Source organism: Microlunatus sp. YIM B11417, from assembly GCF_059617205.1.
Map to the genome: position 1 here is coordinate 398661 of NZ_JCAMPJ010000002.1, position 23937 is coordinate 422597.

General features: G+C 71.0%; 26 protein-coding genes. 16 read left to right on the top strand and 10 right to left on the bottom strand.

Annotated elements, in window-relative coordinates; genetic code table 11:
- Positions 1-64: 64 nt before the first annotated feature.
- The gene (locus tag AC6CCG_RS12125) at positions 65-2563 is read right to left on the bottom strand and encodes a transglycosylase domain-containing protein (RefSeq protein WP_496654792.1); all 2499 of its coding nucleotides are present in this window, start codon (positions 2561-2563) and stop codon (positions 65-67) included.
- 241 nt (positions 2564-2804) lie between these two features.
- Here AC6CCG_RS12125 and AC6CCG_RS12130 point away from each other — a divergent pair, with 241 nt between their 5' ends.
- Positions 2805-3086 (top strand): WhiB family transcriptional regulator, encoded by a 282-nt coding sequence (locus AC6CCG_RS12130; protein ID WP_179758470.1) that lies wholly within the window; start codon positions 2805-2807, stop codon positions 3084-3086.
- Here the strand turns inward: AC6CCG_RS12130 and bagB are convergent.
- Positions 3048-4193, bottom strand: coding sequence for an ATPase BagB (gene bagB, locus AC6CCG_RS12135; RefSeq protein ID WP_496654793.1), 1146 nt, complete (start codon positions 4191-4193; stop codon positions 3048-3050). The two genes, AC6CCG_RS12130 and bagB, sit on opposite strands and share 39 nt — an antisense overlap.
- A complete protein-coding gene (bagA, locus tag AC6CCG_RS12140) occupies positions 4193-5158 on the bottom strand; it encodes an ATPase BagA (RefSeq protein WP_496654794.1) in 966 nt (321 codons plus the stop codon). The genes bagB and bagA overlap by 1 nt, the downstream gene beginning before the upstream one ends.
- Before the next feature lie 44 nt (positions 5159-5202).
- Between bagA and sp36 the strand changes: the two genes are divergently transcribed.
- From sp36 to AC6CCG_RS12165, 5 genes are all read left to right on the top strand, one after another.
- A complete protein-coding gene (sp36, locus tag AC6CCG_RS12145; RefSeq protein ID WP_179751966.1) occupies positions 5203-5373 on the top strand; it encodes a Sp36 family protein in 171 nt (56 codons plus the stop codon).
- Complete coding sequence (locus AC6CCG_RS12150) at positions 5370-5858, top strand: RidA family protein (protein WP_496654795.1); 489 nt, start codon at positions 5370-5372, stop codon at positions 5856-5858. The genes sp36 and AC6CCG_RS12150 overlap by 4 nt, the downstream gene beginning before the upstream one ends.
- A 108-nt stretch (positions 5859-5966) precedes the next feature.
- Positions 5967-6632 (top strand): NUDIX hydrolase, encoded by a 666-nt coding sequence (locus AC6CCG_RS12155; protein WP_496654796.1) that lies wholly within the window; start codon positions 5967-5969, stop codon positions 6630-6632.
- Positions 6629-7417: an MBL fold metallo-hydrolase gene (locus AC6CCG_RS12160; protein WP_496654797.1), complete on the top strand. Its 789-nt coding sequence runs from the start codon at positions 6629-6631 to the stop codon at positions 7415-7417. Before AC6CCG_RS12155 ends, AC6CCG_RS12160 begins: the two co-directional genes overlap by 4 nt.
- Before the next feature lie 134 nt (positions 7418-7551).
- Complete coding sequence (locus tag AC6CCG_RS12165) at positions 7552-7758, top strand: hypothetical protein (protein WP_496654798.1); 207 nt, start codon at positions 7552-7554, stop codon at positions 7756-7758.
- Here the strand turns inward: AC6CCG_RS12165 and AC6CCG_RS12170 are convergent.
- A complete protein-coding gene (locus AC6CCG_RS12170; RefSeq protein WP_496654799.1) occupies positions 7737-8336 on the bottom strand; it encodes a dihydrofolate reductase family protein in 600 nt (199 codons plus the stop codon). The genes AC6CCG_RS12165 and AC6CCG_RS12170 overlap by 22 nt on opposite strands.
- 65 nt (positions 8337-8401) lie before the next feature.
- Positions 8402-9391 carry an RNA polymerase subunit sigma-70 gene (locus AC6CCG_RS12175; protein ID WP_496654800.1) on the bottom strand — a complete coding sequence of 330 codons (990 nt, stop codon included), beginning with the start codon at positions 9389-9391 and terminating at the stop codon, positions 8402-8404.
- Positions 9392-9518: 127 nt separating this feature from the next.
- Between AC6CCG_RS12175 and AC6CCG_RS12180 the strand changes: the two genes are divergently transcribed.
- Entirely contained in the window at positions 9519-9920 is a 402-nt protein-coding gene (locus AC6CCG_RS12180) for a DUF6319 family protein (protein ID WP_496654801.1), read from the top strand.
- Positions 9921-9947: 27 nt separating this feature from the next.
- Here the strand turns inward: AC6CCG_RS12180 and AC6CCG_RS12185 are convergent, their stop codons facing one another.
- Complete coding sequence (locus tag AC6CCG_RS12185; RefSeq protein ID WP_496654802.1) at positions 9948-11915, bottom strand: GTP-binding protein; 1968 nt, start codon at positions 11913-11915, stop codon at positions 9948-9950.
- 212 nt (positions 11916-12127) lie between these two features.
- On the opposite strand from AC6CCG_RS12185, the gene AC6CCG_RS12190 reads away from it, so the two are divergent.
- Together AC6CCG_RS12190 and AC6CCG_RS12195 are read left to right on the top strand one after the other, a co-directional pair.
- A complete protein-coding gene (locus AC6CCG_RS12190; RefSeq protein WP_496654803.1) occupies positions 12128-12571 on the top strand; it encodes an SRPBCC family protein in 444 nt (147 codons plus the stop codon).
- 70 nt (positions 12572-12641) lie between these two features.
- Positions 12642-14129 carry a trypsin-like peptidase domain-containing protein gene (locus AC6CCG_RS12195; RefSeq protein ID WP_496654804.1) on the top strand — a complete coding sequence of 496 codons (1488 nt, stop codon included), beginning with the start codon at positions 12642-12644 and terminating at the stop codon, positions 14127-14129.
- On the opposite strand, the gene AC6CCG_RS12200 is transcribed toward AC6CCG_RS12195, so the two are convergent.
- Complete coding sequence (locus tag AC6CCG_RS12200) at positions 14068-15051, bottom strand: DMT family transporter (RefSeq protein ID WP_496654805.1); 984 nt, start codon at positions 15049-15051, stop codon at positions 14068-14070. The two genes, AC6CCG_RS12195 and AC6CCG_RS12200, sit on opposite strands and share 62 nt — an antisense overlap.
- A 67-nt stretch (positions 15052-15118) precedes the next feature.
- Here AC6CCG_RS12200 and pdxR point away from each other — a divergent pair, with 67 nt between their 5' ends.
- On the top strand, positions 15119-16477 hold the full coding sequence (gene pdxR, locus AC6CCG_RS12205; RefSeq protein ID WP_496654806.1) for a MocR-like pyridoxine biosynthesis transcription factor PdxR: 1359 nt from the start codon (positions 15119-15121) through the stop codon (positions 16475-16477).
- Here the strand turns inward: pdxR and AC6CCG_RS12210 are convergent.
- Positions 16366-17166, bottom strand: a complete 801-nt coding sequence (locus tag AC6CCG_RS12210) for a winged helix-turn-helix transcriptional regulator (protein ID WP_496654807.1) — start codon at positions 17164-17166, stop codon at positions 16366-16368. The genes pdxR and AC6CCG_RS12210 overlap by 112 nt on opposite strands.
- 138 nt (positions 17167-17304) lie before the next feature.
- On the opposite strand from AC6CCG_RS12210, the gene AC6CCG_RS12215 reads away from it, so the two are divergent.
- Positions 17305-18162: a class I SAM-dependent methyltransferase gene (locus AC6CCG_RS12215; protein WP_496654808.1), complete on the top strand. Its 858-nt coding sequence runs from the start codon at positions 17305-17307 to the stop codon at positions 18160-18162.
- Positions 18163-18171: 9 nt separating this feature from the next.
- Here AC6CCG_RS12215 and AC6CCG_RS12220 read toward each other — a convergent pair whose 3' ends face one another.
- Positions 18172-18849 carry a Crp/Fnr family transcriptional regulator gene (locus tag AC6CCG_RS12220; protein WP_312879041.1) on the bottom strand — a complete coding sequence of 226 codons (678 nt, stop codon included), beginning with the start codon at positions 18847-18849 and terminating at the stop codon, positions 18172-18174.
- Positions 18850-19073: 224 nt separating this feature from the next.
- Between AC6CCG_RS12220 and nth the strand changes: the two genes are divergently transcribed.
- Genes nth through AC6CCG_RS12240 form a run of 4 tightly spaced genes read left to right on the top strand, consistent with a single transcriptional unit; the run spans position 19074 to position 22821 of the window.
- Positions 19074-19727 (top strand): endonuclease III, encoded by a 654-nt coding sequence (nth, locus tag AC6CCG_RS12225; protein ID WP_496655397.1) that lies wholly within the window; start codon positions 19074-19076, stop codon positions 19725-19727.
- The gene (locus tag AC6CCG_RS12230; RefSeq protein ID WP_496654809.1) at positions 19720-20496 is read left to right on the top strand and encodes an NUDIX hydrolase; all 777 of its coding nucleotides are present in this window, start codon (positions 19720-19722) and stop codon (positions 20494-20496) included. The genes nth and AC6CCG_RS12230 overlap by 8 nt, the downstream gene beginning before the upstream one ends.
- Entirely contained in the window at positions 20483-21133 is a 651-nt protein-coding gene (locus tag AC6CCG_RS12235) for an HD domain-containing protein (RefSeq protein ID WP_496654810.1), read from the top strand. The genes AC6CCG_RS12230 and AC6CCG_RS12235 overlap by 14 nt, the downstream gene beginning before the upstream one ends.
- Positions 21130-22821, top strand: a complete 1692-nt coding sequence (locus tag AC6CCG_RS12240; protein WP_496654811.1) for a glycoside hydrolase family 13 protein — start codon at positions 21130-21132, stop codon at positions 22819-22821. Before AC6CCG_RS12235 ends, AC6CCG_RS12240 begins: the two co-directional genes overlap by 4 nt.
- A 161-nt stretch (positions 22822-22982) precedes the next feature.
- Here the strand turns inward: AC6CCG_RS12240 and AC6CCG_RS12245 are convergent, their stop codons facing one another.
- Positions 22983-23342, bottom strand: coding sequence for a nuclear transport factor 2 family protein (locus AC6CCG_RS12245; RefSeq protein ID WP_496654812.1), 360 nt, complete (start codon positions 23340-23342; stop codon positions 22983-22985).
- Between the two features lie 111 nt (positions 23343-23453).
- Between AC6CCG_RS12245 and AC6CCG_RS12250 the strand changes: the two genes are divergently transcribed.
- Positions 23454-23936 (top strand): winged helix-turn-helix transcriptional regulator, encoded by a 483-nt coding sequence (locus tag AC6CCG_RS12250; RefSeq protein ID WP_496654813.1) that lies wholly within the window; start codon positions 23454-23456, stop codon positions 23934-23936.
- Position 23937: the final 1 nt, after the last annotated feature.

The window sequence follows — 23937 nt, forward strand, 5'->3', positions numbered from 1 at the left end:
CGGAACGACGAAGTGCCCCGCGATCGGATCGCGGGGCACTTCGGTCTTCAGGGCTCGAGGGGCGTCAGCCGTCGCCTTCCTCCTGCTTCTGGGTCTGCTCGGTCGGCTTCTTGTTGTCGCCCGGCTTCTTGCCGTCCTCTTCCTTCTGCTGCTCTTCCTGCTGCTGTTCCTGTTCCTGCCGCTTCTTGCGCTCCTCTTCGCGCCGGCGGCGTTCCTCTTCCTCGCGCCTGGCCTTCTCGGCCGCATCCTTCTCGGCCTGGACCTTGGCCGGGTCGCGACCGGCCGAGAACAGGATGTAGATCGTCGAGAACTCGCGGACCTTGCCGCCGTACTGGCTGAAGCCGATGAAGTCGCCCTCCGGCACCGTGTCGCTGTAGACGCGGTCGCGGATCACCGTGAAGCCGGCGTCCTCGAGCTTGGAGGTGGCCTCCGCGATGGTCAGACCGGCCAGCCCCGGCATCGGGACCATCTTGCCGGTCTCGATCTCCTTGGACGGCTTCTTGAACTTCGTCTTCGGCTGGTCCTTCAGGTAGCGCTCCATGGTCGGCTTCCAGATCAGCCGACCGGCGTCACCGCTGCCGGAGCCCTCGAGGTTCATCCCGTTCTCGAGCTCGAAGCCCTTCACGCCGCGGGAACGGTAACCCTTCTTGCCCCGGATGAACGGCTTCTGCCGCTTGTCGATGGCGATCATCGCGACGCCGGTGGCCTCCGGGGTGTAGCCGGCGAACCAGACCGCCTCGTTGTCGTCGATGGTGCCGGTCTTGCCGGCCTGCGGCCGTCCGTCGTCGACCAGGGCCCGGCGACCGGTGCCCTTGGTCATCACGCCGGACAGCAGCTTGTTGATGCCGTCGGCGACGTCCTTCTCGATCACGCGCTTGCAGTTGCCGCTCGGCGACTGGATCTCCTTGCCGTCCGGCTTGGTGATCTTCTTGACCACGATCGGGTCGCAGTGGATGCCACGGGCGGCGAACGTCGCGTACGCCTCGGCCATCGAGATCGGCGCGATTTCGACCGAACCGAGGGTGAACGCCGGGATGTACTGGTAGTAGTCGACCAGGTCACGGGTCTCGCCCTCGTGGCCCTCGCGCTCGTCCTTACCGGTGCTCTCGATGCCCAGCTTCTCGGCCATCTCGGTCACCCGGCACATGCCGACCTGCAGCGTCAGCTGCGCGAAGTAGGTGTTCACCGACCATTCGAGGGCGGTGCCCATGTCCATCGGGCCGTTCTTGCCGGTCGAGTTGGCCGGCCGCCACTTGCCGAGCTTGGACCGGCCCTCACAGGTCTGGAAGCTCCGTCCGGTCAGGTCGACCCGCTTCTTGGCGTCGTACTTCTTGGAGGTCGGGATGCCCTTCTCCAGCGCCGCCGCTGCCGTGAACGCCTTGAACGTCGAGCCCGCCTGGTAACCCTCCGCGCCGCCGAGGGTCGGGGACGCCGAGTAGTTGTAGTACGTCTCGCCCTTCTTGGCGTTGTCGCCCATCACCGGGCGGCTCTGCGCCATGGCCAAGATCAATCCGGTGCCCGGCTGGATCATGTTCATCGTCGAGATGATCGGGTCAGTCGGCGAGACGACCTTGCTGAGCCGCTTCTGCGCCATGTCCTGCACGTCCGGGTCGATCGCGGTCTCGATCGTCAGGCCGCCGCGCTTCAGGGCGTCCTCGCGCTCCTCCGGCGTCTTGCCGAGGCTCGGGGCCTGCAGCAGCGTCCGCCGGACGTAGTCGCAGATGAACGGGTAGCGCGAGCCGACGCAGCCGTTGCGCGTCTTCTGGACGTTCTTCTCGTCGAACTTGTCGGCCTTGGCCGCCTTGACCTGGGCCGGCGTGATCATGCCGTACTCGGCCATCTTGTTGATCACCACGTCGCGGCGATCATGGGCCGCACCGGGATTCATCACCGGGTTGACCTGGTTCGGGTTCTGCACCAGGCCGGCCAGCATCGCGGCCTGCGGCAGGGTCAGCTTCGCCGCCGTGGTGTTGAAGTAGTGCCGGGCCGCGGCCTCGACGCCGTACGCACCCTGGCCGTAGTAGGCGATGTTGAGGTAGCGCTCCAGGATCTCGTCCTTGGAGAGCTTCTCCTCCAGTGCCAGCGCGTACCGCAGCTCCTTGATCTTGCGCTGGTAGCCCTCGATGCCGCTGGCCTGGATCATCCGCGAGATGCAGGCTTGATCAAGTTCGCAGGACTCGACCAGCACCATCTTCACGTACTGCTGGCTGAGGGTCGACCCGCCCTGGGTGTCGCCGCTGGACGTCCGGACGAACGCGCGCAGCGTGCCGATCAGGTCCATCGCGCCGTGCTCGTAGAACCGGTGGTCCTCGATCGCGAGCTGCGCCTGGACCATCACCGGCGCGATCTTGTCGAGCGGGACGTAGATCCGGTTCTCGTCGTAGAAGTACGTCAGCACCTCGCCGTTGCCGAGCAGGACCTTCGACCGCTCCGCCTGGGGCGGGGTCTCCAGCTCGGCCGGCAGGTTCTCCAACTCTCCGGCGGCGGCCTGTCCGGTGACGCCCGCCAGACCGGCGAACGGTACGAACAGGCCTGCGACCAGGACACCCGCCAAAACGCTCACCACAAGGAACATGGCGAGCGAGGACAAGACCTTGGCCGGACGTTTGAGGCTCACAGGCATGGCTCTTAGGGTACGGGAGCCGAAGGCCCATGCCGAATCTTTCTCCACCGTGCTTCACGTTGTGCAAAAAATCCGTGCCGACCCCTAGTCAGACCGTACTTCCGTTCGTAACATGCATATGCCGCGCTCGTTGTTGGGAGGCTTCGAGGGCGGTCGGAAGGAAGGGAAAGGGGGCCGCATGATGCGGACTGCTGCGTGGAACGACTGGACCGTCAGGGCCAAATGTCGAGGAATGAATGACGCTCTGTTTCCGGACGCTGTCGACCAGAAACGAGCGAAGGTTGTGTGTGCCGGATGTCCGGTGCGGTCAGAGTGCCTCGCCGAGGCGCTGGACAACCGAATCGAGTGGGGTGTCTGGGGCGGGATGACCGAACGGGAGCGCCGCCTGTTGCTGCGCCAGCGTCCGGACGTCAGGTCCTGGCGCTCAGCCCTGAACGGCGAGAAGGTCGCCAACCAGGCGTAACGCGTCCAGATCGGACACGTCTGTCTGCAGCGCCGGCACCCGGGTTGTCAGGATCCGGGTGCGGGCGGCTGCGAAGCGGTCGAGCAGGATCTGTTCCCGCTCGATGACCTGCATCAACGCTGCGTGCTGCTGCAGGGCGACGGAGGCGACCGGGTGCCGATCCGGGTCGAGCTCCTCAGCCAACGCTTGCGCGCGCCCTGCGGACAGTTGCAGTTCGGTCCGGTGGACCCGATTGACCACCAGACCGGACAGTGGCATCGACTCCTCGTCGAGCCGGTCGACGAAGTAGGCGGCCTCGCGGAGGGCGTCGGCGTCGGCGGTCGCCACCACGACGAAGGTGGTGTGCTCGGAGGCGAGCAGGTTGAACGTCTGCTGCGCGCGCTGCCGGAAGCCGCCGAACAGTGTCTCGAACGCGGTCGCGAACGTCTGCACGTCGGTGATGATCTGCCCGCCGAGGATCTTGTTCATCGCCGACGAGACCAGGTTGAAGCCGACGCTCATCAGCCGCAGCGGGCCGCGGGCCGGCGCCAGCAACAGGCGCAGGAACCGGCCCTCGAGCAGCGAGCTGAGATGCTCCGGCGCGTCCAGGAAGTCCAGCGCGGACCGGGCCGGCGGGGTGTCGACGATGATCAGGTCCCAGCGGCCGTCGGCCTTGGACTGCTGGTGCAGTTGGCCGAGCTTCTCCATGGCCATGTATTCCTGCGTGCCCGCGAACGACGACGACAGCGCGACATAGAACGGGTTCCGCAGGATCTGTTCGGCCTTCTCCGGTGTGGTGTGGGCCAGGACGACCTCGTCGAAGGTCCGTTTCATGTCCAGCATCGCGGCGTCCAGGCTGCCGCCGGTCGAGGTGTCGATCCCGCTCACCGGCCGAGGCGTGTTGTCGAGCTCGCCGAGGCCGAGCGACTGGGCCAGCCGGCGGGCCGGGTCGATGGTGAGGACGACGGCTCGCCGACCGGCTTCGGCCGCGCGCAGGGCGAGGGCGGCCGAGGTGGTGGTCTTGCCGACCCCGCCGGCGCCGCAGCAGACGATGATCTCGATCGAGCGGTCGGCCAGGATCGCGTCCACGTCCAGTTCGCCCTGCGCTCCCGGGTGGGTGGCGGTCATCAGGCGACCTCGGCGGGGAGCTGTTCGGCGAGCTGGGCGGCGATGCCCCAGACCGCGCCGGTGTCGATGCCGGTCGAGTCGAGCCGGATGTCGACCACCGGCAGCCCGGTGCCGAGCAGGTGGGTCCGGCGGCCGCGCTCGGCCAGCATCCGGTCCGCCTCGCCGGCGAACTCCTCGGTCAGCAGTTTGCTCTGGGCCGGGTCGAGGCCGGGTACGTCGAGGACCGGTTGGCCGGTGGCCGCCTGCCGGAGTTGATCATCGCTGAGCGGAGTGGCCCGGACCTTGTTGGCGATGATCACCCCGAGCCGGATCTGGGTCGGCCGGAGCTGCTGGATCGCCTCCTCGGTCTCGGTGACCGGCATGTCCTCCAGCAGGGTGACCAGGTGCACCGCCGTGGTCACGGAGCGGAGCAGCCGCATGATCGAATCGGCCTGGCTGCGGATCGGGCCCATCCGGGCCAGCCCGGCGACCGCCTCGTGCACATTGAGGAACTGGGCGATCCGGCCGGTCGGCGGCGCGTCCAGAACCACTGCGTGGTACGCGTTCGGGCGGCCCTTGATCTGCCGGCGGACCGCCTCGTACACCTTGCCGGTGAGCAGCACGTCGCGCAGCCCGGGCGCGATCGAGGTGGCGAAGTCGATCGCGCCGAACCGGTCCAGCGCCCGGCCGGCGATGCCCAGGTGGTAGAAGGTCTCCAGATACTCCAGCAGCGCGTCCTCGGCGTCGATGGACAGGCCGAACACCTCGCCGCCGGCCGGGGTCCGGCACAGCCGGCGCTCCTCGGCGCCGTTCAGCGGGGCGGAGTCGAACAGCTGGGGCAATCCGTCCCGGCCCTCCACCTCGCAGACCAGCACCCGCCGCCCGGCCGTCGCGAGCGCGCAGGCCAGCGCCCCGGCCACGGTGGTCTTCCCCGTGCCGCCCTTGCCGGACACGATGTGCAACGTGTGCAACGGGGGCGACGACATGCGGCCGATGGTAGTCGTGCAGCGCGCATCACTACGCTGACGCCATGACGAAGTGGGAGTACGTGACCGTTCCGGTGCTGGTGCATGCGACCAAGCAGATCCTGGACAACTGGGGTGCCGACGGCTGGGAACTGGTGCAGATCGTGCCCGGCCTGAACCCGGAGAACCTGGTGGCCTACCTGAAGCGGCCGATCGTCGAGGGCGACTCGGAGTGAGCTCGCCGCAGGACCGGTTGACCGAGCTCGGGCTGGCCCTGCCGCAGGTGCCGGCGGCACTCGCGGCGTACCTGCCGGCGGTCCGGTCCGGGGAGTTGATCTTCACCGCGGGCCAGCTGCCCCTGGTCGACGGCGCGCTCAGCGTGGTCGGCCGGGTCGGCGCCGAGGTCACCGAGGAGCAGGCGTACGACGGCGCCCGCCAGGCCGCCCTGAACGGGATCGCGGCCGCCGCCGAGGCGGCCGGCGGGCTGGACCGGATCGCCGCGGTGATCAAGGTCGTGGTGTACGTGGCCGGGGTGACCGAGTTCACCGGCCAGCCCAAGGTGGCCAACGGGGCCAGCGAGCTGATCGGCGCCGTGTTCGGCGAGGCCGGCCGGCACGCCCGCTCCGCGGTCGGGGTGGCCTCGCTGCCGCTGAACGCGCCGGTCGAGGTCGAGCTGGTGGTCCGGGTGACGCCCGATCCGCCGCGGATCGTGCCGGCCTGAGCCGGCGTGGTGTCGGACTCGTTCCCTCAGCCTGTCGAAGGGCAAGGCCTGCTCCGGCTCGGCACTTCGACAGGCTCAGTGCACGTTGACCCTGGGCGGCCTTGAGCCATGGTCAGCCACTCACTCGACGTGCTGGGCCGGATCACCGTGCCGGTGCCGGATGCGGTGATCGAGCGCGCGCTGCGGTTCACCGGAGTCCCCGTGCCGCCACGACCCAGCGCGAGCGTGATCCTGGTCCGCGAGTCCGGCCGGGGACTCGAGGTCTATCTGCTGCACCGGCACGCCCGGATGGCGTTCGCGGCGTCGATGGTGGCGTTCCCGGGCGGCGGTGTCGACCCCGCCGATCATGATCAAACCGGCGATCCGGTCCTGGCCTGCGCGGTGCGGGAGCTGGCCGAGGAGACCGGCGTCCGGCTGACTCCGGCCGACCTGGCCCCGTGGGCGCACTGGGTCACGCCAGAGGTCGAGCCGCGGCGCTACGACACCCGGTTCTTCATCGCCGTCGTCCCCGCTGATCAGGAGCCGGCCGACGTGTCCGGCGAGGCCTCGGCGGCGGACTGGGCGACGCCGGCCGCGACCCTGGCCGCACACCGGGACGGCGAGCTGGGCCTGATGCCGCCGACGTTGTCGATCCTGGTCGAACTGGCCGAACTCGGCTCTTTGGCCGCGGTACTGGACGCCGCCGCGGACCGGGTCGTCGAGCAGGTGCTGCCGGTGCCGGAGCGGCGCGGTGACCGCTGGCTGTTCCGCTACCCAGGAAAGGGATTGACGTGAGCGTGGCGATCCTCCGGGCCGACAATCCCGGGCCGATGACCCTGGACGGTACGAACACGATCATGGTCGGCGACCCGGCCCGCGGCCCGGTCGTGGTGATCGATCCCGGGCCGGACGACGAACGCCACCTGCGCCGGGTGCTGGACGCGGCCGGCGAGATCGCGATGATCATCGTCACCCACCGACATCTCGATCACTCGGCCGGGGCGCCGGCGCTGGCCCGGTGGGCGGGCTGCCCGGTGCTGGCCGCCGACCCCGCCGTCCGGGTGGGGGAGCGGGGCCTGGTCGACGGCGAGCGGGTCTCGGTGCCCGGCGCCGAGCTGCGGTTGGTCGCAACGCCCGGCCACACCAGCGACTCGTACTCGATCTTGATCAGCGGGGCGGACGGGGTGAACCGGCTGGCCACCGGTGACATGGTGCTCGGCCGCGGGACCACGGTGATCATGCACCCGGACGGCGACATCGGCTCCTATCTGACGTCGCTGGACACCATGATCACGCTGGTCCGGGACCACGCCGTCGCCGAGATCCTGCCCGGCCACGGCCCGGTGGTGACGGACCCGGGCGGCGTGCTGGCGTACTACCGGGAGCATCGGCTGGAGCGGCTGGACCAGGTGCGGGCCGCCGTCGCCGCCGGTGCGCGGACGCCGGCGGAGGTGGTCCGCGCGGTGTACACCGAGATCGACGAGGCGGTCCGGCCCGCGGCCGAGCTTTCGGTCGCGGCCCAGCTGGCGTACCTCGCGACGCGAGACCGTGAATCCGGCTGGGACCCGGAAGATCCGTAACCTGCACGACACCTGGGCCCGATAGTTGTGGTGCTGCGGTGACCTCGATTTCAGTGGGGACGGCTGTGGATCGTGGCAGGGAGCCCGACTTCTCGGGCAGTTCACTGGCGGAGTTGGAGGACGAGCTTCGCCAGGTGAGCCGTGCGATCCAACTGGCCGGCTCACCGCGCGGCGTCGCGACCCTCGAGACCGAGGCGGTGGCGTTGCGGAAGGTGGCGGCCCTCTCGGCACACCGCCGGGCACTGGAGGCCGAGGTCAAGTTCCGGCACGCGGCGCTGACCGCCTGGCGAGCAGATCAAGATCAACTCAAGGCGCTGGTTCACGGCGACGGCGGCGTGTAGACGAGCAGGGTGTTGGCCGAGCCCGGCCGGGTCCGCGTCCCGGCCAGGGTGAACGTCGCCGGCGACGGGAAGGCCGGGGTGCCGCCGCCGAAGGTGACCGGCGCGATCATCAGATGCAGCTCGTCGACCAGGCCCTGGGCCAGCAGCGCGTTCCACAGCACCCGGCTGCCGAAGATCACGATCTCGCCGTCGCCGGACTCCCGCGCCGCGGCGATCCAGGCCACGACACCGTCCCGCAGCACCGCTGTCGTGGTGTCCTGCCAGGGATGGCCGCCGGGCACCCGGTAGCTGTCGGTGACGACGACCTTCGGTACCTCGTTCCAGCGCCGGCTGATGCCGCGGTTGACCCCGTCCAGCGACCGGTCCGCCGGATCGTCGGGGGCGTCGGCGATGTGCGGCCAGTAGTCGCCGAACCCCTGGTACGACGTCCGGCCGAGCAGCACCGTGTCCGCCGCCGTGATCCGCTCCAGGTTGTACGCGTCGAAGAACTCGTCCATCCCGGCGAACGGGGGCCGGCCCTCCGGATCGGCGAAGTAGCCGTCCAGGGACACGATGTTGCAGACGATGATCTTGCGCATGGCGGTGGCTCCTTGCCTCGGGTGAGTGACCTTTCACCGGTATCGAGACAGCGCGCCGCGCGGATTCATCGGTGATCGCCGAACTCGTTCGCGGCGATCCGCGGCGGCAGCGGGATCCGGGCCAGCAGGTCGGGCCCGATGAACGAGGCCAGCCAGGTCACCCGGTCACCGTCGAGGGTCAGCACCAGCACCGCGGCCAGCTCCAGTGTGCCGTCGTCCGCCGGCCGGTAGCAGGCCAGCGACGGCTGGTCGTTGAACCGGGCCGGGCGGGCCCGCCAGTCGAGCGCGAAGACGCGGTCGGCCAGGAACGCGACCACGTCGTCCCGGCCGTCCATCCAGGCGGGCAGCGGCGGCATGGTGAACCGGACCTGCTCGGCCAGCAGGTCGACGAAGCCCGCCACGTCGCCGGCGTCGAAGGCCGCGACGAACGCGGCGACGATGCTCCGCTCCTTGCCCTTCGGCGTCGCGACCTGCTCCAGCGGCAGCGCGGCGCCGGCCAGCGTCGCGTGGGCTCGCTGGAGCGCGCTGTTCACCGAGGCCGGCGTGGTCTCCAGCAGTCCGGCGACCTCGGCGGCCGGGTAGCCGAGCACGTCGCGCAGGATGAGGACGGCCCGCTGGTTCGGTGGCAGGCGCTGCAGCGCGGCGACGTAGGCGAGGCCGATGTGCTCGCGTCGCTCCCGTACCCGCTCCGGGTGATCGGTCTCGGTCAGCAGCGGTTCGACCCAGTCGGCGCCCTCGACCGGGTTGCCCAGGTCGTCGGCCGGCCGCCGGGCAGGCCCGTGGTCCCAAACCAGCAGCCGGGCCGGTCTGGACTTCGCGAGCCGGAGCGCGCAGTTGGTCGCGATCCGGTGCAGCCAGGTGCGCAGCGAACTGCGCTCCTCGAACCCGGACAGCCCGCGCCAGGCCGCGAGCAGCGCCTCCTGCACCGCGTCCTCGGCGTCCTGGGCCGACCCGAGGATCCGGTAGCAGTGCGCCGTCAGTTCCCGGCGGTACGGCAGCACGAGGGCTCCGAACGCGTCCTCGTCGCCGTCCCTCGCGGCTGCCAGCAACTCCATGGCCCGGAGTCTTGCAGGTGCCCGCTGCGGCGTGTCGAGTTGAGCCGCAAGTCGAACATGCATTCTAATGATGGCTTCCCCACCGCCTGCTCCCGGCGGGCGACATCCAGAAGGAGAGCGCCGCACGATGACTGTAGACACCCTGGCACCCGAAGCGCCGGCCACCGACGTCGAGCTCCCGCCCCTCGACGCACCGGCCCCGGCCGTTGCCGAGGTGAAGCCGCGGAAGGCCCCGGGCCGCAAGCCGGGTGCGAAGCGGACCAAGACGCTCGAGCTGACGCTCACCGTCACCGGCACCGCCGACGGTGAGTGGCACGCCGACCTGAAGCAGGGATCCACCTACCTGGCCCGCGATCTCGCCGTCGCCGCGGCGGCCGTCTCGCGCGCCGCCAAGGAACTCCACGAGGACCTCTCGACCCCGATCGACGAGGTGATCGAGGCCGCCCGGGACCAGCAGGCCGCGAAGGTGGCCGCGCTGGAGGCCGAGCTGGAGGCCGCCCGGAAGGCCCTCGCCGACCTGGCCGACTGAGTCGTCCGGAGCGGGTCCGTCGCCGGCTCAGTCCGACGGACCCGCTCCACCCCGGCGCGGGGTGTAATGGTCCAGCCGGGAGTCCAGCAGCCCTTCGCCGTGCGTCGCGTTGTGCAGATTCCGGCGGATCGGATCCAGCTCCGCGGTCGGTACGGTCCCGGTGATCACCGCCAGCGCGCCGGTGATCATGGGCGTGCCCGGCACCCCGCGGTGCCGGCCGAGCAGGGCCAGGGTGCCGGAGATGGCGTCCACCGGCGTCTCCAGCGTGAACCGGTCCACCGGCTCGCAGACGATCGTGCCGGCATCGCGGACCGCGTCGGCGACGACCTGTTCAACGGTGTGCTTGACGTGGGTCGTCGATGGTCCCGGTGGGACGAAGTCGCTCTCGGTGACGGTGAGCCGGAGGTCGGTGACCTGCCAGCCGTGCGGCCCGGCGGCGAGCGGCAGCTCGACGTAGCGGACCAGTGCGTCCCGGAACGCGTCGACCGTCGAATACACGTGCATCGGCACCTGTGACCGCGGCACGTCCAAGATCAACTCCAGGCCCGCGCCGGGCCGGTGTGGCTCGACCGTGACGCCGAACGTGTAGCCGAACAGGTGATCGGGATCGCCGATCCGCAGCACGGCCCTGCCGATCCCGGCCGGGCGCTCGACGCAGATCACCGTCGTGGAATGGAAGTCGACCTCGATCCCGTGCTCGAGCAGCAGGGTGTCGGCGATCACCTGCTGCTGCACCTCGCCGTAGACGGAGATCCGGGACGCGCCGTGATCAGTGGTACGCAATCTGATCAACGGGTCACGGTCGCCGAGTTCGGTCAGCGCCGTGTGCAGGGCCAGTTGTCGATCGGGATCGCGGGCGACGATCGTGGTCTCCAACGCCGGCGGCGGAAAGTTCAGCGCCGGCAGTCCGGCCGGTTCGGTGCCCAGCCGGTCGCCCAGCCGGGCCCGGCCGAGGCCGTGGACCCGGGCGATCTGGCCGGCCACCGCCCGGTCCCGGTGCGTGGCCCCGCCGGGCTCGAACACCTCGAGCCGGGTGACCCGGCCGGCCTCCTCGGTGCCGACCGTGACCGGGTCGCGGACGGACAGGGTGCCGGTCCGGATCCGTACCGAGCAGACCCGGTCGCCGGAGTCGTCACGTTCGATCTTGAACACCTGTCCCGAGACCGGCCCGGCGGGATCGGCCGCCTCGGCCGGCATCAGCTCGGTGACGGTGGTGATCAACTCGGCGACGCCGGCGCCGGTCACCGCCGAGCCGTACGTCAGCGGCTGGCAGACCCCGCGCCGGGTCAGCCGGCCCAGTGCCGCGCTGAACCGGGCCGGATCGAGCAGCCGGCCGTGATCGACCCAGGCCTGCAGCACGGCGTCGTCATGATCGGCGAGCCCGACCGTGGCGGCCTCCGCGGTGCCGGCGGCGGTCCAGTCGAGCGGCACCGGTGCCGCGGCCGGGGTGCCGGCGTCGCGTACCGTCCCCAGCGGCACCACGGCCGAGGTGAGCCGGCGCCGGATCGCGGTGATCACCCGGTCCGGGTCGGCACCGCTCCGGTCGATCTTGTTGATCATGAAGACGACCGGGACGGCGAGCCGGCGCAACGCCCGGTAGAGCACGATCGTCTGCGCCTGTACGCCTTCGACGGCGGACAGCACGAGGATCGCGCCGTCCAGCACGGCGAGCGACCGGTCCACCTCGGCGATGAAGTCCGGGTGGCCGGGGGTGTCGACCAGATTCACCGTCACGTCGCCGACGGCGAAGCTGGCCACGGCGGTACGGATCGTGATGCCGCGCCGACGTTCCAGCGCGAGCGTGTCGGTCTGGGTCGTGCCGTCGTCGACCCGGCCGAGTTGATCAAGGGCGCCGCCGGCGTGCAGCAGCGCCTCGGTCAGGCTGGTCTTGCCGGCATCGACGTGCGCCAGCACGCCGAGATTGAGCCAGCGGCGGGTGCCGGGCGGCTGATGGTCAGGTGCTGCGGCGGCCTTGCGGGTGGCTGAGCGGTGCATCGGTCCTCGGGTTCGCAGAGACGGTGGTCGGGAACACGAGTCCGCGCATGACTGGTCCTCTCGCTCGGCGGCCACCGGGGCCGATGTCTGGCGTCGAGTTCAGCCGGTCAGTCGCCGGATGTCAATCGGATTTCGCGGCGGTGTCGATCCGGGGCCGGGCCCGTTCGTCGGTGGGACATCAAGCAGGTTTCACCGACCGGAAGGAATTGATCATGAACACCGCCAGCTTCAGCGCCGAGTTCACCGTCTCGCAGCCGCCCGAGCAGGTCTTCGCGGCCGTCACCCGGGTGCGGGACTGGTGGAGCGAGCAGATCGAGGGCGACTCCGCCGCGCCCGGTGACGAGTTCGTCTTCTGCGACGAGGGGATCCGGCAGGCCCGGTTCCGGTTGACCGAGGTCGTCCCCGCCCGGCGGATGGTCTGGCAGGTGGTCGACGCGTACCTGACCTTCGTCGATGATCATGACGAGTGGACCGGCACCCGGGTGATCTTCGACCTCAGCCGAGGCACCGACGGGACCACCCTGCGGCTCACCCACGAGGGGCTGCTGCCGGCCGTCGAGTGCTACGACGCGTGCTCCCTGGGTTGGACCGCTTGCCTGCACAGCATCAAGGAGTTGACCGTCACCGGCCGCAGCCAGACCGGCCCGCGATCCTGAGTCCAGACCTCTTACCGCTCTCATTCGTCGGCCACAGGGAAGGCACAGGGAGCGGAGAGACGGTCGAGGCATGGACAGCTACGACAAGGACGGCGGAGCGCAGGGACAACCCGCTCAGCCCTGGGGAACGCCCCAGCACGATCAGGGCCAGGCTCACGATCTGGGCCGGCCGCACGGGCAGGGCCAGGCCAATCACCCGGGCCAGCCGCACACTCCGGGCCAGCCTGGCGCGGGCCAGCAGAGCGCGGGCCAGCAGAACCCGGGCCCGCAGAATCCGGGTCAGCACAACCCGGGTCAGCAGAACCCGGCTCAGTCCGCGGGTCAGGTCGGCGCGGGCCGGCCGGGAGCGCCGAACCTAGGTCCGCAGCCGACCCACCTGAACACCCCGCCGTTCGGGTTCCAGCCGCCCGGCGCGCCGACCGCGGCGGCCGACTTCCCGGCGCCGCCGAACGTGCCGCCGGTGGCGACCTACGCGCCGAAGCGGCCCCGGCCGAAGGCCGCCGTGGTGCTGGTGGCGGCCATGCTCTCGGCGGTGATCGGCGCCGGCGCCGGGATCGGCAGCTATGCCGCCGCGACGGCCGGCGGCGTGATCAACTCCCCGATCCGGGTCAGCACCGTGCCGGCGGCGGACAGCCCGAAGCTGGACGGCTCGATCACCGCGGCGGCGGAGAAGATCAGCAAGTCGGTGGTGACGATCAACGCGCAGACCCGGCAGGGAACGGTCGGCGGGACCGGCGTGGTGCTGGACACCGAGGGCCACATCCTCACCAATGATCATGTGGTCTCCGGCGTCGGCAAGGGCGGCACGGTACAGGTCACCCTGCCGGACGGCACCGTGGTGGACGCCAAGGTCATCGGCACCTCGCCGAACAACGACCTCGCGGTGATCAAGGTCGACGGGGTCCAGGGCCTGGTGCCGGCGACCTTCTCCCCGTCCTCGAACGTGAAGGTCGGCCAGACCGTCGTCGCGGTCGGTGCCCCGCTCGGCCTGTCGGAGTCGGTGACCAGCGGCATCGTGTCGAACACGGCCCGCCCGGTCCGCTCCGGCGACACCGGCGAGGCGGTCTACCTCGCACTGCAGACCGACGCGGCGATCAACCACGGCAACTCCGGCGGTCCGCTGGTCGACCTGAACGGTGCCGTCGTCGGGATCAACTCGGCGATCGCCACCGGTTCGAACGACAGCGAGGCGGGCAGCATCGGGATCGGCTTCGCGATTCCGTCCGACGTGGCCACCCGGGTCGCCGCCGAGTTGATCAAGGAGGGCCGCTCGGTCGATGCCAGCCTCGGCGTGACCGTCGCCGGCGTCGGCAGCCAGCAGCAGGAGGAGAGCCCGAGCGGGGTCCCGCTGCAGAGCGTCGCGTCGGGCAGCGCCGCGGACCAGGCCGGCCTGCAGGCCGGTGATCAGGTGACCAAGATCAACGACATCCGGGTCACCAGCGCCGACGGCCTGATCGCGGCCATCCGGTTCTATGCTCCGGGGACCAGCGTCGAGATCACGTACCAGCGCGACGGGCAGACGCACACGGCGCAGGTGACCCTGGGCTCGGCCCAGTAGCCACGGTGCCGGCTGCCGAACCTGGCCGACCGGCCGCGCGAGCGGTCCGGCCGGCCAGGAGGCCTCCGGTCAGCCCGCCGGCGATCACCAGCGAGCCGATCACCAGCGTCGGCGAGACGGTCTCCCAGCCCAGCGCGACGGAGGCGGCGGCCGCGGCGAGCGGCGTCACACCGATCCACAGCCCGGCGGTCGCCGGGCCGAGCCGCTGCAGCCCGGCGTACCAGGCGGCGAACGCGCCCGGCGTGAACAGCACCCCCATGATCACCAACGCGCCGGCCTCGGTCGGCGTCGGCATCCGCAGGAACGGCCCTGGTACGAGCTGTCCCATGATCAACACCAGGCCGAGGACCGACAACAGCACAACGCTGAGCAGGCTCGCCGCGCAGGAAACCCGGAGCGGTCCGTAGCGCGGCAGCAGCGGGATGGCGAGCAGCGAGAAGCCGACCTCGCCGAGCAGGACGCCGATCGCCAGCACGGTGCCGAGCACCGAGCCGCCGCCGGCCCCCTCGATGATCACGATGCCGACCAGGACGACCAGCGCGGCGATGATCACGCCGACCCGGGGACGCCGGCGCTGGATCAGCGGTCCGGCGATCGCCAGCAGCAGCGGCGCACACCCGAGGATGGCCCCGATCAACGACGGGTTCGCGTACCGGGTGGCCGGGATCAGGATCAGATTGAAGCCGACCATGCCGCTGCGGGCCAGGGCGAGCAGCCGGAGCAGGTCGGGCCAGGACGGACGGAGCCAGGGGATCCGGCGGAGCCGGACCGCGGCGAGCAGGATCAGGCCGGTGGCCAGGTAGCGGATCGCCTGCCCGCCGAACACCGGGAAGTCCTGCATCGCACTGGTGACCGAGATGGAAGCGCCGACGGCGCTGCAGGCGGCCGCGCAGAGCAGCGAACCGGTGATCCGTGGTGACATGGCTCCGACGCTAGGAACGATCTGGATCTTGTTCCAGGTCCAGATTCGACCTAACTTTGTGGGCCAGATGTCCGAATCAGCGATCCTCCCGGAGGACCTCGTCCTGGTGCTCGGCCCCCGCCCCCGGCGGGGTGTCCGGACCTGGCTCTATCGCGGCCTCGCCGAGGCGGTCCGGGACGGGCGGCTGCCGCCCGGCCTGCGGCTCCCGTCCAGCCGGGCCGTCGCGGCGTCGCTCGGCGTGGCCCGAGGTCCCGTCTCGGAGGCGTTGGAACTGCTCGCGGCCGAGGGCTATCTGATCACCCGGGAGCGCAGCGGCAGCCGGGTGGCGCCGCGCGCCGAGGCCGTCCGCGCGGAACGGCCGGAGGTGGCACTGCGCCCGCCGCCCAGCCCGGGTACCCCCGATCCCGCCTTGTTCCCTTGGGCCTCCTGGCTCCGGGCGATGCGGGTCGGGTCGGCCCGGCTGCGCCCCGATGATCTTGGGTACGGGGATCCGCGCGGCCTCCCCGCCCTGCGCGAGCGGGTCGCGGAACTGCTCCGGCTGACCCGCGGTGCCGTGGTCGAACCGGACCGGGTGGTGATCATCAGCGGGGTGGCCCAGGGCCTGACCCTGCTGGCGACGGTGCTGCGCCGGCGCGGTGCCGGGCCGATCGGGCTGGAGGATCCGGGCTCGCCGGGTGCCCGCGATTCGCTGCGCAGCCTGGGCGCCGAGGTGACCTCCGTACCGGCCGACGGCGACGGCCTCGACATCGACCGGCGCACCGGCGAGCCCGGCGCGGTCCTGGTCACGCCGGCGCACCAGTACCCGCTCGGCGTGCCGATGGCGCCGCAGCGCCGCCGCCGGCTGCTCGACTGGGCCGCCGGCGACAGGCTGGTGATCGAGGACGACTACGACGCCGACCTCCGCTACGACGGGCTGCCGATCGGGGTCCTGCAGGGGATGGCACCGGACCGGGTGGCCCTGCTCGGCTCGGTCTCCAAGGTGCTCGCTCCTGGCATGCGGCTCGGCTGGCTGGTCCCGCCGCCGCACCTGTACGACGAGCTGGTCGCGGCGAAACGGAACGCCGACCTCGGCACGTCGGTGTTCGACCAGGCGGCGCTGGCCGAGTTCATCGGCAGCGGCGAGTACCAGCGACAGGTGCGGCGCCTACGCCAGGTGTACGGGGAGCGCCGGGCGGAGCTGGTCTCGGCGCTGCGGGAGCGGTTCGCGTTCGAGCCGGACGCCTTCGCGGCCGGGCTCCATGTCGTGCTCAGGCTCCCCTCGGCGGCGAGCGAGGCCCGGGCGCTGACCTTCCTGGCCGGCGCCGGCATCCGGGCTCAGACGCTCAGCTCCTGTTCCTTCGACGACGGCGTGCCCGGCATCGTCCTCGGCGCCGCGCTGCCGATCCCTCCGGCGGTCGTGTCCGGGCTGGCCGCCGCCATCCGCTGAGGCCGCTCCCGCCCGGCCAGCCGGGCGCGGACGGCCGGCGCGAACGGACTCCAGAGGAACCAGGTCGGGAACTGGCGCACGAACCTGGCCTCGCCGGCGACCTCCACGTCACCGGACCGGCGTGCCGCGGCGAGGCTGACGATGCCCGAGAAGACCCGCATCAGGGTGACCGGAGCGGTGCTGACGTACACGTCCGGTTCGAAGCCGGGATGGTTCGTGCAGACCGAGGACTCGCCCCGGTCGAGGACGATCCAGAGCCGGGTCGGGTCGGGCCCGGCGTAGGCGAACTCCAGCACCACCCGGCCGCGCGGCAGTTGATCATGATCGATCCGGCGGGACAGCCACCAGGTCAGCGTCACCGGGTCGACCTGCCGCGGCTCCGGCTCGGCGAACATCCAGCGCACCGACCACTCGCCGAGCACCATGATCACCGGTTCCAGATCCCGGCCGGCAGGCGTCAACTCGTACTCGTGCCCACCCCGGACCGGCACCCGGTCGAGCACGCCGCGGCGCTCCAGGTGCAGCAGCCGCTGCTGCAGCACGCTGCGCGAGATGCCGGGCAGCGCCCGGGCGAAGTCGTTGAAGCGGCGCCCGCCGAGCACCAGCTCGCGGACGATCAGCAGCGTCCACCGGTCGGCGAGGACCTCGCTGGCGAGGGCGACCGGGCAGTACTGGTTGTAGTCGCGCACATCTCGGATTGTCCGCCGCGAATCGTGCCACGGCCAGTACGGAATCCGTACCGGCTTGGTCCGTTTCCAGGACTGGCGGCCGGCCGGTGCACGCCCGTCTACTCGAAGCACCGATTCGCTTCAGCAGAGGAGACTCCGATGACCACCACCTTCGACCCCGACACGTTCAAGATCACCACCCGCGCCCAGTGGCAGGACGCCGCCGAGGCCTGGCACCGCTGGGGCCCGACGATCGAGGCCTGGCTGGGCGCCGCCACCGAGAAGATGCTGGACGCGGCCGGCGTCGGCACCGGCAGCCGGGTGCTCGACATCGCCGCCGGCGCGGGCGGCCAGACGCTGGCCGCGGCCCGCCGGGTCGGCCCGACCGGGTCCGTACTCGCCACCGACATCTCGCCGGCGATCCTCGGGTACGCCGCGGCCGAGGCTGCCGCGGCCGGGCTGCAGCAGGTGGCCACCCTCGAGGCGGACGGGGAGGACCTGTCGGCGGTCGACGAAGGAGGCTACGACGCCGCGATCTCGCGGGTCGGCCTGATCTACTTCCCCGACCAGCAGGCGGCCCTGCGCGAGGCGTACCGGACCCTGAAGCCCGGCGGGCGGCTCTCGGCGGTCGTCTATTCCACGCCCGAGCGCAACGAGTTCTTCTCGATCCCGGTCGGCATCATCCGCCAGGTCGCCCAGCTGCCGCCGCCGCTGCCGGGCCGTCCCGGGCCGTTCAGCCTGGGCGGACCGGGCGTGGCCGAGCGGACCTTCCGCGAGGCGGGCTTCGAGGACGTCACGGTCGCGGCGGTGCCGTCGCCGATCCGGCTGGCCTCGGCGGCGGAGTGCGTCCGGTTCGAGCAGGAGTCGTTCGGCGCGCTGCACCAGATGCTGGTCGGTGTCGACGACGCCGGCCGGGCCGACGCCTGGCGCCGGATCACCGAGGCCCTCGGCCGGTTCGAGACGGCCGACGGCTTCACCGGCCCGTGCGAGATGCTCGTGGTCACCGGCACCAGGTGAGGTGGCGGGTCAGCGGGCGCGGCGCTCCACGCGTTCGACGTCGATCAGGGTGACCGAGCGGGGCTCGAGCCGGATCCAGCCGCGGGCGGCGAAGTCGGCCAGCGCCTTGTTGACGGTCTCGCGGGAGGCGCCGACCAGCTGGGCCAGCTCCTCCTGGGTCAGGTCGTGGTGGACGTGGATGCCCTCGTCGCGCTGGTCGCCGAACCGCTTGGCCAGGTCCAGCAGTGCCTTGGCGACCCGGCCGGGGACGTCGGAGAACACCAGGTCGGCGGCGTTCTCGTTGGCGCGGCGGAGCCGGGAGGCCAGCTGGCCGAGCAGCCCGCGGGCCACCTCCGGCCGGCCGGTCAGCCACTGGGTCAGCTCGTCGTGCTCGAGGACGCGGAGCTCGCAGGGGGTCACCGCGGAGGCCGTACTGGATCTGGGGCCGGGGTCGAACACCGACAACTCGCCGAACATCTGGCCCGGGCCGAGCACGGCGAGCAGGTTCTCCCGGCCGGCCGAACCGCTCCGGCCGAGCTTGATCTTGCCACTGACAACGACGTAGAGGCGGTCTTCGGTGTCTCCCTCGTGGAACAGCACGTCGCCCTTGTTGAGCTTGATCGTGCCCATCGCGGCAGCGAGGGTGCCGGCGGCCTCGTCGTCGAGTTCGGCGAACAACGGCGCCTGCTTCAAGACCTCTGGATCCACTCGTCCTCCTGCTCAGAACCAGTTACCGGGCCCAAGGCTACCGTTCAAGCCTCGGATTGGGACTTTCCGTCACCTTCTCACGCTCACTCTCTCAGCACGGCCGTCAGTGCCGCCGCGTAGGGTTGCCTGCCATGGAGCGGACGCCGGTGGTTGAGGTAGTGGCGGAGGAGTTGCCGTCCTCGCGGGATCGCAGTCGGACGGCCTTGGTCCGCCGGGCCCGGACGATGAACCGGGCGCTGGCGGAGACCTATCCGGACGCCCACTGCGAGCTGGATTTCCGGAACCCGTTGGAGCTGCTGGTCGCGACGATCCTGTCCGCGCAGTCCACCGACCGGCGGGTCAACCAGGTGACCCCGGTCGTCTTCGCGCGCTATCCGGACGCGAAGGCGTACGCGGAGGCGGACCGGACCGAGCTGGAGACGCTGCTCCAGCCGACCGGCTTCTTCCGGGCCAAGACCGACTCGCTGCTGAAGCTCGGCGCGGCCCTGGTGGAGCGGTTCGACGGCGAGGTGCCGGGCCGGCTGGAGGATCTGGTCACGCTGCCCGGGGTCGGCCGGAAGACGGCGAACGTCGTCCTCGGCAACGCGTTCGGCGTCCCCGGCATCACCGTGGACACCCACTTCGGGCGACTGATCCGCCGGTTCGGCTGGACCCGGGAGACCGACCCGGTCAAGGCCGAGGCGGAGATCGGCGCGCTGTTCCCGAAGGCCGACTGGACGCAGCTGTCGCACAACGTCATCTGGCACGGCCGCCGTCGCTGCCACGCCCGCAACCCGGCCTGTGGGGCCTGTCCGATCGCCCGCTGGTGCCCGGCCTACGGGGAGGGCGAGACCGACCCGAAGAAGGCGGCCAAGCTGATCCGCGAGCCCCGTGGCTGAGTCCTGTTCCGAGGCGGGCGTGCTGCCGACGGAACTGGCTCGGCTGGCCGAAGGACTGACCGACGACGCCCGGCTGGACGGGGTCGTCGGCCTGCGCCCCGGCCGGGGCGGTCGCCAGGCCGCGGTGTTGATCTTGATCGAGATCGGCCTGGACGGCCCGGCGATCCTGTTCCTGGAGCGGTCCCGGCAGCTGCGCCACCACGCCGGCCAGATCGCCTTCCCGGGCGGCGGCGTCGACCCGACGGACGCCGACCTGGTGGCGGCGGCCCTGCGCGAGGCCGAGGAGGAGACCGGGCTGGACCGGTCCGGCGTCACCGTTCTGGGCGTCTCGCCGGCGATGCACGTCGCGGTCAGCGGTTTCGACGTCTCGGCGGTGGTCGGCTGGTGGCACGCGCCGAGCCCGGTCGCCGCGGTCGATCCGCGCGAGGTGGAGACGGTCCGGATGATCCCGGTCGCCGACCTGACCGACCCGGCGAACCGCGCCCGGGTGCGGCACCCGTCCGGCTACACCGGGCCGGCCTTCCTGATCGACGACTGGCTGATCTGGGGCCTGAGCGCCCACTTCGTCGAGGGGATCCTCGAGCTGGCCGGCTGGGCCCGGCCCTGGGACGAATCCCGTACGGTCGAGATCCCGGAGCGCTACCTGACCGACCGACGCGACACCGCTGGAGGAACCGATGTCGCGACAGACTCGCCAGGCACCGACCCACGAGCACGCGGCATGACAGGCGCTCCGCCGCGGGAGAGCGAAGATCATGATCTCTACTGAGGACGAGCTGCGGACCCGTTGGCAGCAGGCGCTGCCCGGGCAGTCGGAACTGGGCGAGGAGTTGATCAAGCGGTACGGCGAGGCTCACCGCAGGTATCACGGCCAAGATCATCTGCTGGCCGTGCTGGAGGCGATCGACCGGTTCGCCACCAGTGATCATGATCTCTATCTGGTCCGGCTGGCGGCCTGGTTCCACGACGCCGTGTACGACATCCCGGCCCGCGAGCTGACCAACGAGGAGGCCTCGGCCCGGCTGGTGGTGCGGCGACTGCAGCCGGCCGGCCTGGAGACCGAGGACGTCAACCAGGTGGCCCGGCTGGTCCGGCTCACGGCGACCCACCAGGTGGGGCCGGGCGACGCCGACGGCGAGCTGCTCTGCGATGCCGATCTTGCGGTGCTGGGCGGCACGCCGGAGGAGTACGCGCGCTACGTGGCCGCGGTCCGGGAGGAGTACGCGGCGGTCGACGACGAGCGGTTCTGGGCCGGCCGGCTGGACATCCTGGACGGGCTGGCGAGCACCCAGCTGTTCCGGACCGGTCGCGGCCGCAAGCTGGTCGCCCAGGCCCGGGCCAATCTGGACGCCGAACGCGCCGACCTGCGCCGCCGCCTCGGCCTGCCCGATCCCGACGACGCGTGACGGTTCCTGCGGACCAGGAATGGTGGCGGTCGGCGGTCGTCTACCAGGTCTATCCGCGGTCGTTCGCCGACAGCGACGGCGACGGGATCGGTGACCTGCCGGGGCTGCTGGACCGGCTGGACTACCTGCACCGGCTCGGCATCGACGTGGTCTGGCTGTGCCCCGTGTACGCGTCGCCGCAGGACGACAACGGCTACGACATCAGCGACTACTACGCGATCGACCCGGTCTTCGGCACCCTCGACGATCTTGACCGGCTGATCGACGGGCTGCACCGGCGCGGCATGAAGTTGATGTTGGACATGGTGGTCAACCACACCTCCGACGAGCATCCGTGGTTCGTCGAGGCGCGGGACCCCGACTCACCGAAGCGGGACTGGTACTGGTGGCGACCCCCGGCGGCGGACGGCGGGCCGCCGTACAACTGGGCGTCGGTGTTCTCCGGCTCGGCCTGGACGCCGGACGAGCGGTCCGGCGAGTACTACCTGCATCTCTACGGTGCCAAGCAGCCGGACCTGAACTGGGAGAACCCGGAGGTCCGGCAGGCCATGCACGCGATGATGCGCTGGTGGGCCGACCGCGGCGTGGACGGCTTCCGGCTGGACGCGATCAACCTGATCGCCAAGGCGGACGAGTTCACCGACGGGCCGCCGATGCCGGGCTCCCCGTACGGCGTCCCGTGGGACCTGGTCGCGTACGGGCCGCGGCTGGACGACTTCCTCGCCGAGCTGCACCGTGAGGTCGGCTTCACCGAACGGAGGTTGATCACCGTCGGCGAGACGGCCGGCGTGACGATCGAGCAGGCCCGCCGGCTGACCGACCCGGCCCGCCGTGAGCTCGGCATGGTCTTCACCTTCGAGCACATCGACGTCGACCAGGTGGCCGTCGGCGCGAAGTGGGACCTGGCCGACTTCGAGCTGCCGGTGTTGAAGCGAGCGCTGGCCCGGTGGCAGGACGGCCTGGCCGGCGTCGGCTGGAACTCGCTCTACTGGAACAACCATGATCAACCGCGGGTGGTGTCCCGGTTCGGCGACGACTCGGAGCAGCACCGGGTGGCCTCGGCGAAGACGCTGGCCACGGTGCTGCACCTGCACCAGGGCACGCCGTACGTCTACCAGGGCGAGGAACTGGGCATGACGAACACGGCGTACAGCGAGATCGGTCACTATCGTGATCTTGAATCGCTGAACTACTACCGCAACGGCCTCGACCTCGGACTGCCGGAGGAGGCGATGCTGCGGTCCCTCGCCGCACGGAGCCGGGACAACGCCCGGGCGCCGATGCACTGGGACGACGGTCCGCAGGCGGGCTTCAGCGCAGGCACGCCCTGGATCGACGTCAACCCGAACCACGCGATCATCAACGCGGCGGCCGCGGAGGCCGATCCCGACTCGGTGTTCCACCATTACCGCCGGTTGATCATGCTCCGGCACAGCGAGCCGGTGGTCGTGCACGGCCGATTCGAGTTGCTGCTGCCCGACCATGATCAACTCTGGGCGTTCACCCGGACCCTCGACCATGATCGACTCCTGGTGCTGGCCAACTGCTCCTCGGCGCCGATCCGGTTGCCGGTGGGCGAACTTCCGGGCTGGTCCGGGGCGACGATCTTGATCAGCACCCACGGCGATCCGGCAGCCGGGGAGCTGCGGCCGTGGGAGTCACTCGTCCTTCGCCTGCGGGAGACCTAGGAGGGTAGTGTCGAACGGTGACCTACTGCGCGGCACCCGGACACGCGCCTCGCGGCACGCGAGGCGCTCGCGCTACGGCCCGGTAGCCCTTCGCACCTCGCGCACCCCGAGGCACGCGCCCGGGCACCTGCTCGCTACGGCCACCGTTCGACACCACCCTCCTAGGGGGCCGTGATCGTCAGGGCGGCGATGCGTTCCTGCTCGAGCCGGAACCGGTAGCTGAGGGTCACGATGCCGCCGGGGAAGTCCCCCTCGAGCCGCACCCGGACGATCAGGTCGGAGTCGCCGAGGGTCTGCTGCCCGATCCGGGTGCTGGTGTAGCTGTACTCGGTCGACGTCCGGTCGAGCCAACCGGCGATCTCCTGGCTGCCCTGGTAGGTCGCGCCGTCGTCGACGACGGTCGCGTCCGGGGTGAAGGTGGCTGCCGCCTCGGCCGGGCGGCCCTCGTCATGGGCGTCGAGATAGGCGACCACCACCGCCGGGAGGATGTCGGGACGGTAGTCGGCCAAGGTCTCGGTCATGAATCTCTCCCCTGCGTGGGTAACTGCTGATTTCGAAGTCACTGAGTGACTGCTAAATTAGCAGGAGCTGGGAGGCGAGTCCAGCCCGGTGCCGGGCGGAGGGAGGGTCCAGTGTCAGCACGCGTCCGGATCGAGGATCGCGAGTGCCCGCTGTCGACGGCGATGGCGTACGTCGGCGAGTGGTGGACGATGCTGATCCTGCACGACTGCTTCGACGGGTTCACCCGGTTCGACCAGTTCGAGGCCAACATCGGGCTGTCCTCGAGCATGCTGACCGCCCGCCTCAGGAGGCTGGTCGACGACGGCATCCTGGCCAAGCGGCCGTACCAGCAGCGCCCGGTCCGGCACGAGTACGTCCTGACGGACTTCGGTCGCTCGCTGCGGCCGATCCTGGTGGCGCTGGCCGCCTGGCGCAACGCCCAGCTCGCCCCGGCCGAGCGGGCGATGATCCTCGTCGACACCGAGACCGGCCGGGAGGTCGAGCCCGCCGTCATCGATCCGGCGACGGGACTCTCGGTCGCGGCGGAGCGGTTCGCCTTCACGGCCGGCCCGGCGGCCGGTCCGCAGATGCGCGACCGCTACGCCGGCTCGTGAT

Coding starts and splice junctions, on each gene's coding strand:
- AC6CCG_RS12215 (WP_496654808.1), top strand. CDS start 17,305: ATGACCACCACCTTCGACCCCGACACGTTCAAGATCACCACCCGCGCC.
- pdxR (WP_496654806.1), top strand. CDS start 15,119: ATGTCCGAATCAGCGATCCTCCCGGAGGACCTCGTCCTGGTGCTCGGC.
- AC6CCG_RS12130 (WP_179758470.1), top strand. CDS start 2,805: ATGCGGACTGCTGCGTGGAACGACTGGACCGTCAGGGCCAAATGTCGA.
- AC6CCG_RS12185 (WP_496654802.1), bottom strand. CDS start 11,915: ATGCACCGCTCAGCCACCCGCAAGGCCGCCGCAGCACCTGACCATCAG.
- AC6CCG_RS12180 (WP_496654801.1), top strand. CDS start 9,519: ATGACTGTAGACACCCTGGCACCCGAAGCGCCGGCCACCGACGTCGAG.
- AC6CCG_RS12235 (WP_496654810.1), top strand. CDS start 20,483: ATGATCTCTACTGAGGACGAGCTGCGGACCCGTTGGCAGCAGGCGCTG.
- AC6CCG_RS12175 (WP_496654800.1), bottom strand. CDS start 9,391: ATGGAGTTGCTGGCAGCCGCGAGGGACGGCGACGAGGACGCGTTCGGA.
- AC6CCG_RS12245 (WP_496654812.1), bottom strand. CDS start 23,342: ATGACCGAGACCTTGGCCGACTACCGTCCCGACATCCTCCCGGCGGTG.
- bagA (WP_496654794.1), bottom strand. CDS start 5,158: ATGTCGTCGCCCCCGTTGCACACGTTGCACATCGTGTCCGGCAAGGGC.
- AC6CCG_RS12200 (WP_496654805.1), bottom strand. CDS start 15,051: ATGTCACCACGGATCACCGGTTCGCTGCTCTGCGCGGCCGCCTGCAGC.
- AC6CCG_RS12190 (WP_496654803.1), top strand. CDS start 12,128: ATGAACACCGCCAGCTTCAGCGCCGAGTTCACCGTCTCGCAGCCGCCC.
- sp36 (WP_179751966.1), top strand. CDS start 5,203: ATGACGAAGTGGGAGTACGTGACCGTTCCGGTGCTGGTGCATGCGACC.
- AC6CCG_RS12170 (WP_496654799.1), bottom strand. CDS start 8,336: ATGCGCAAGATCATCGTCTGCAACATCGTGTCCCTGGACGGCTACTTC.
- nth (WP_496655397.1), top strand. CDS start 19,074: ATGAACCGGGCGCTGGCGGAGACCTATCCGGACGCCCACTGCGAGCTG.
- AC6CCG_RS12195 (WP_496654804.1), top strand. CDS start 12,642: ATGGACAGCTACGACAAGGACGGCGGAGCGCAGGGACAACCCGCTCAG.
- AC6CCG_RS12155 (WP_496654796.1), top strand. CDS start 5,967: ATGGTCAGCCACTCACTCGACGTGCTGGGCCGGATCACCGTGCCGGTG.
- bagB (WP_496654793.1), bottom strand. CDS start 4,193: ATGACCGCCACCCACCCGGGAGCGCAGGGCGAACTGGACGTGGACGCG.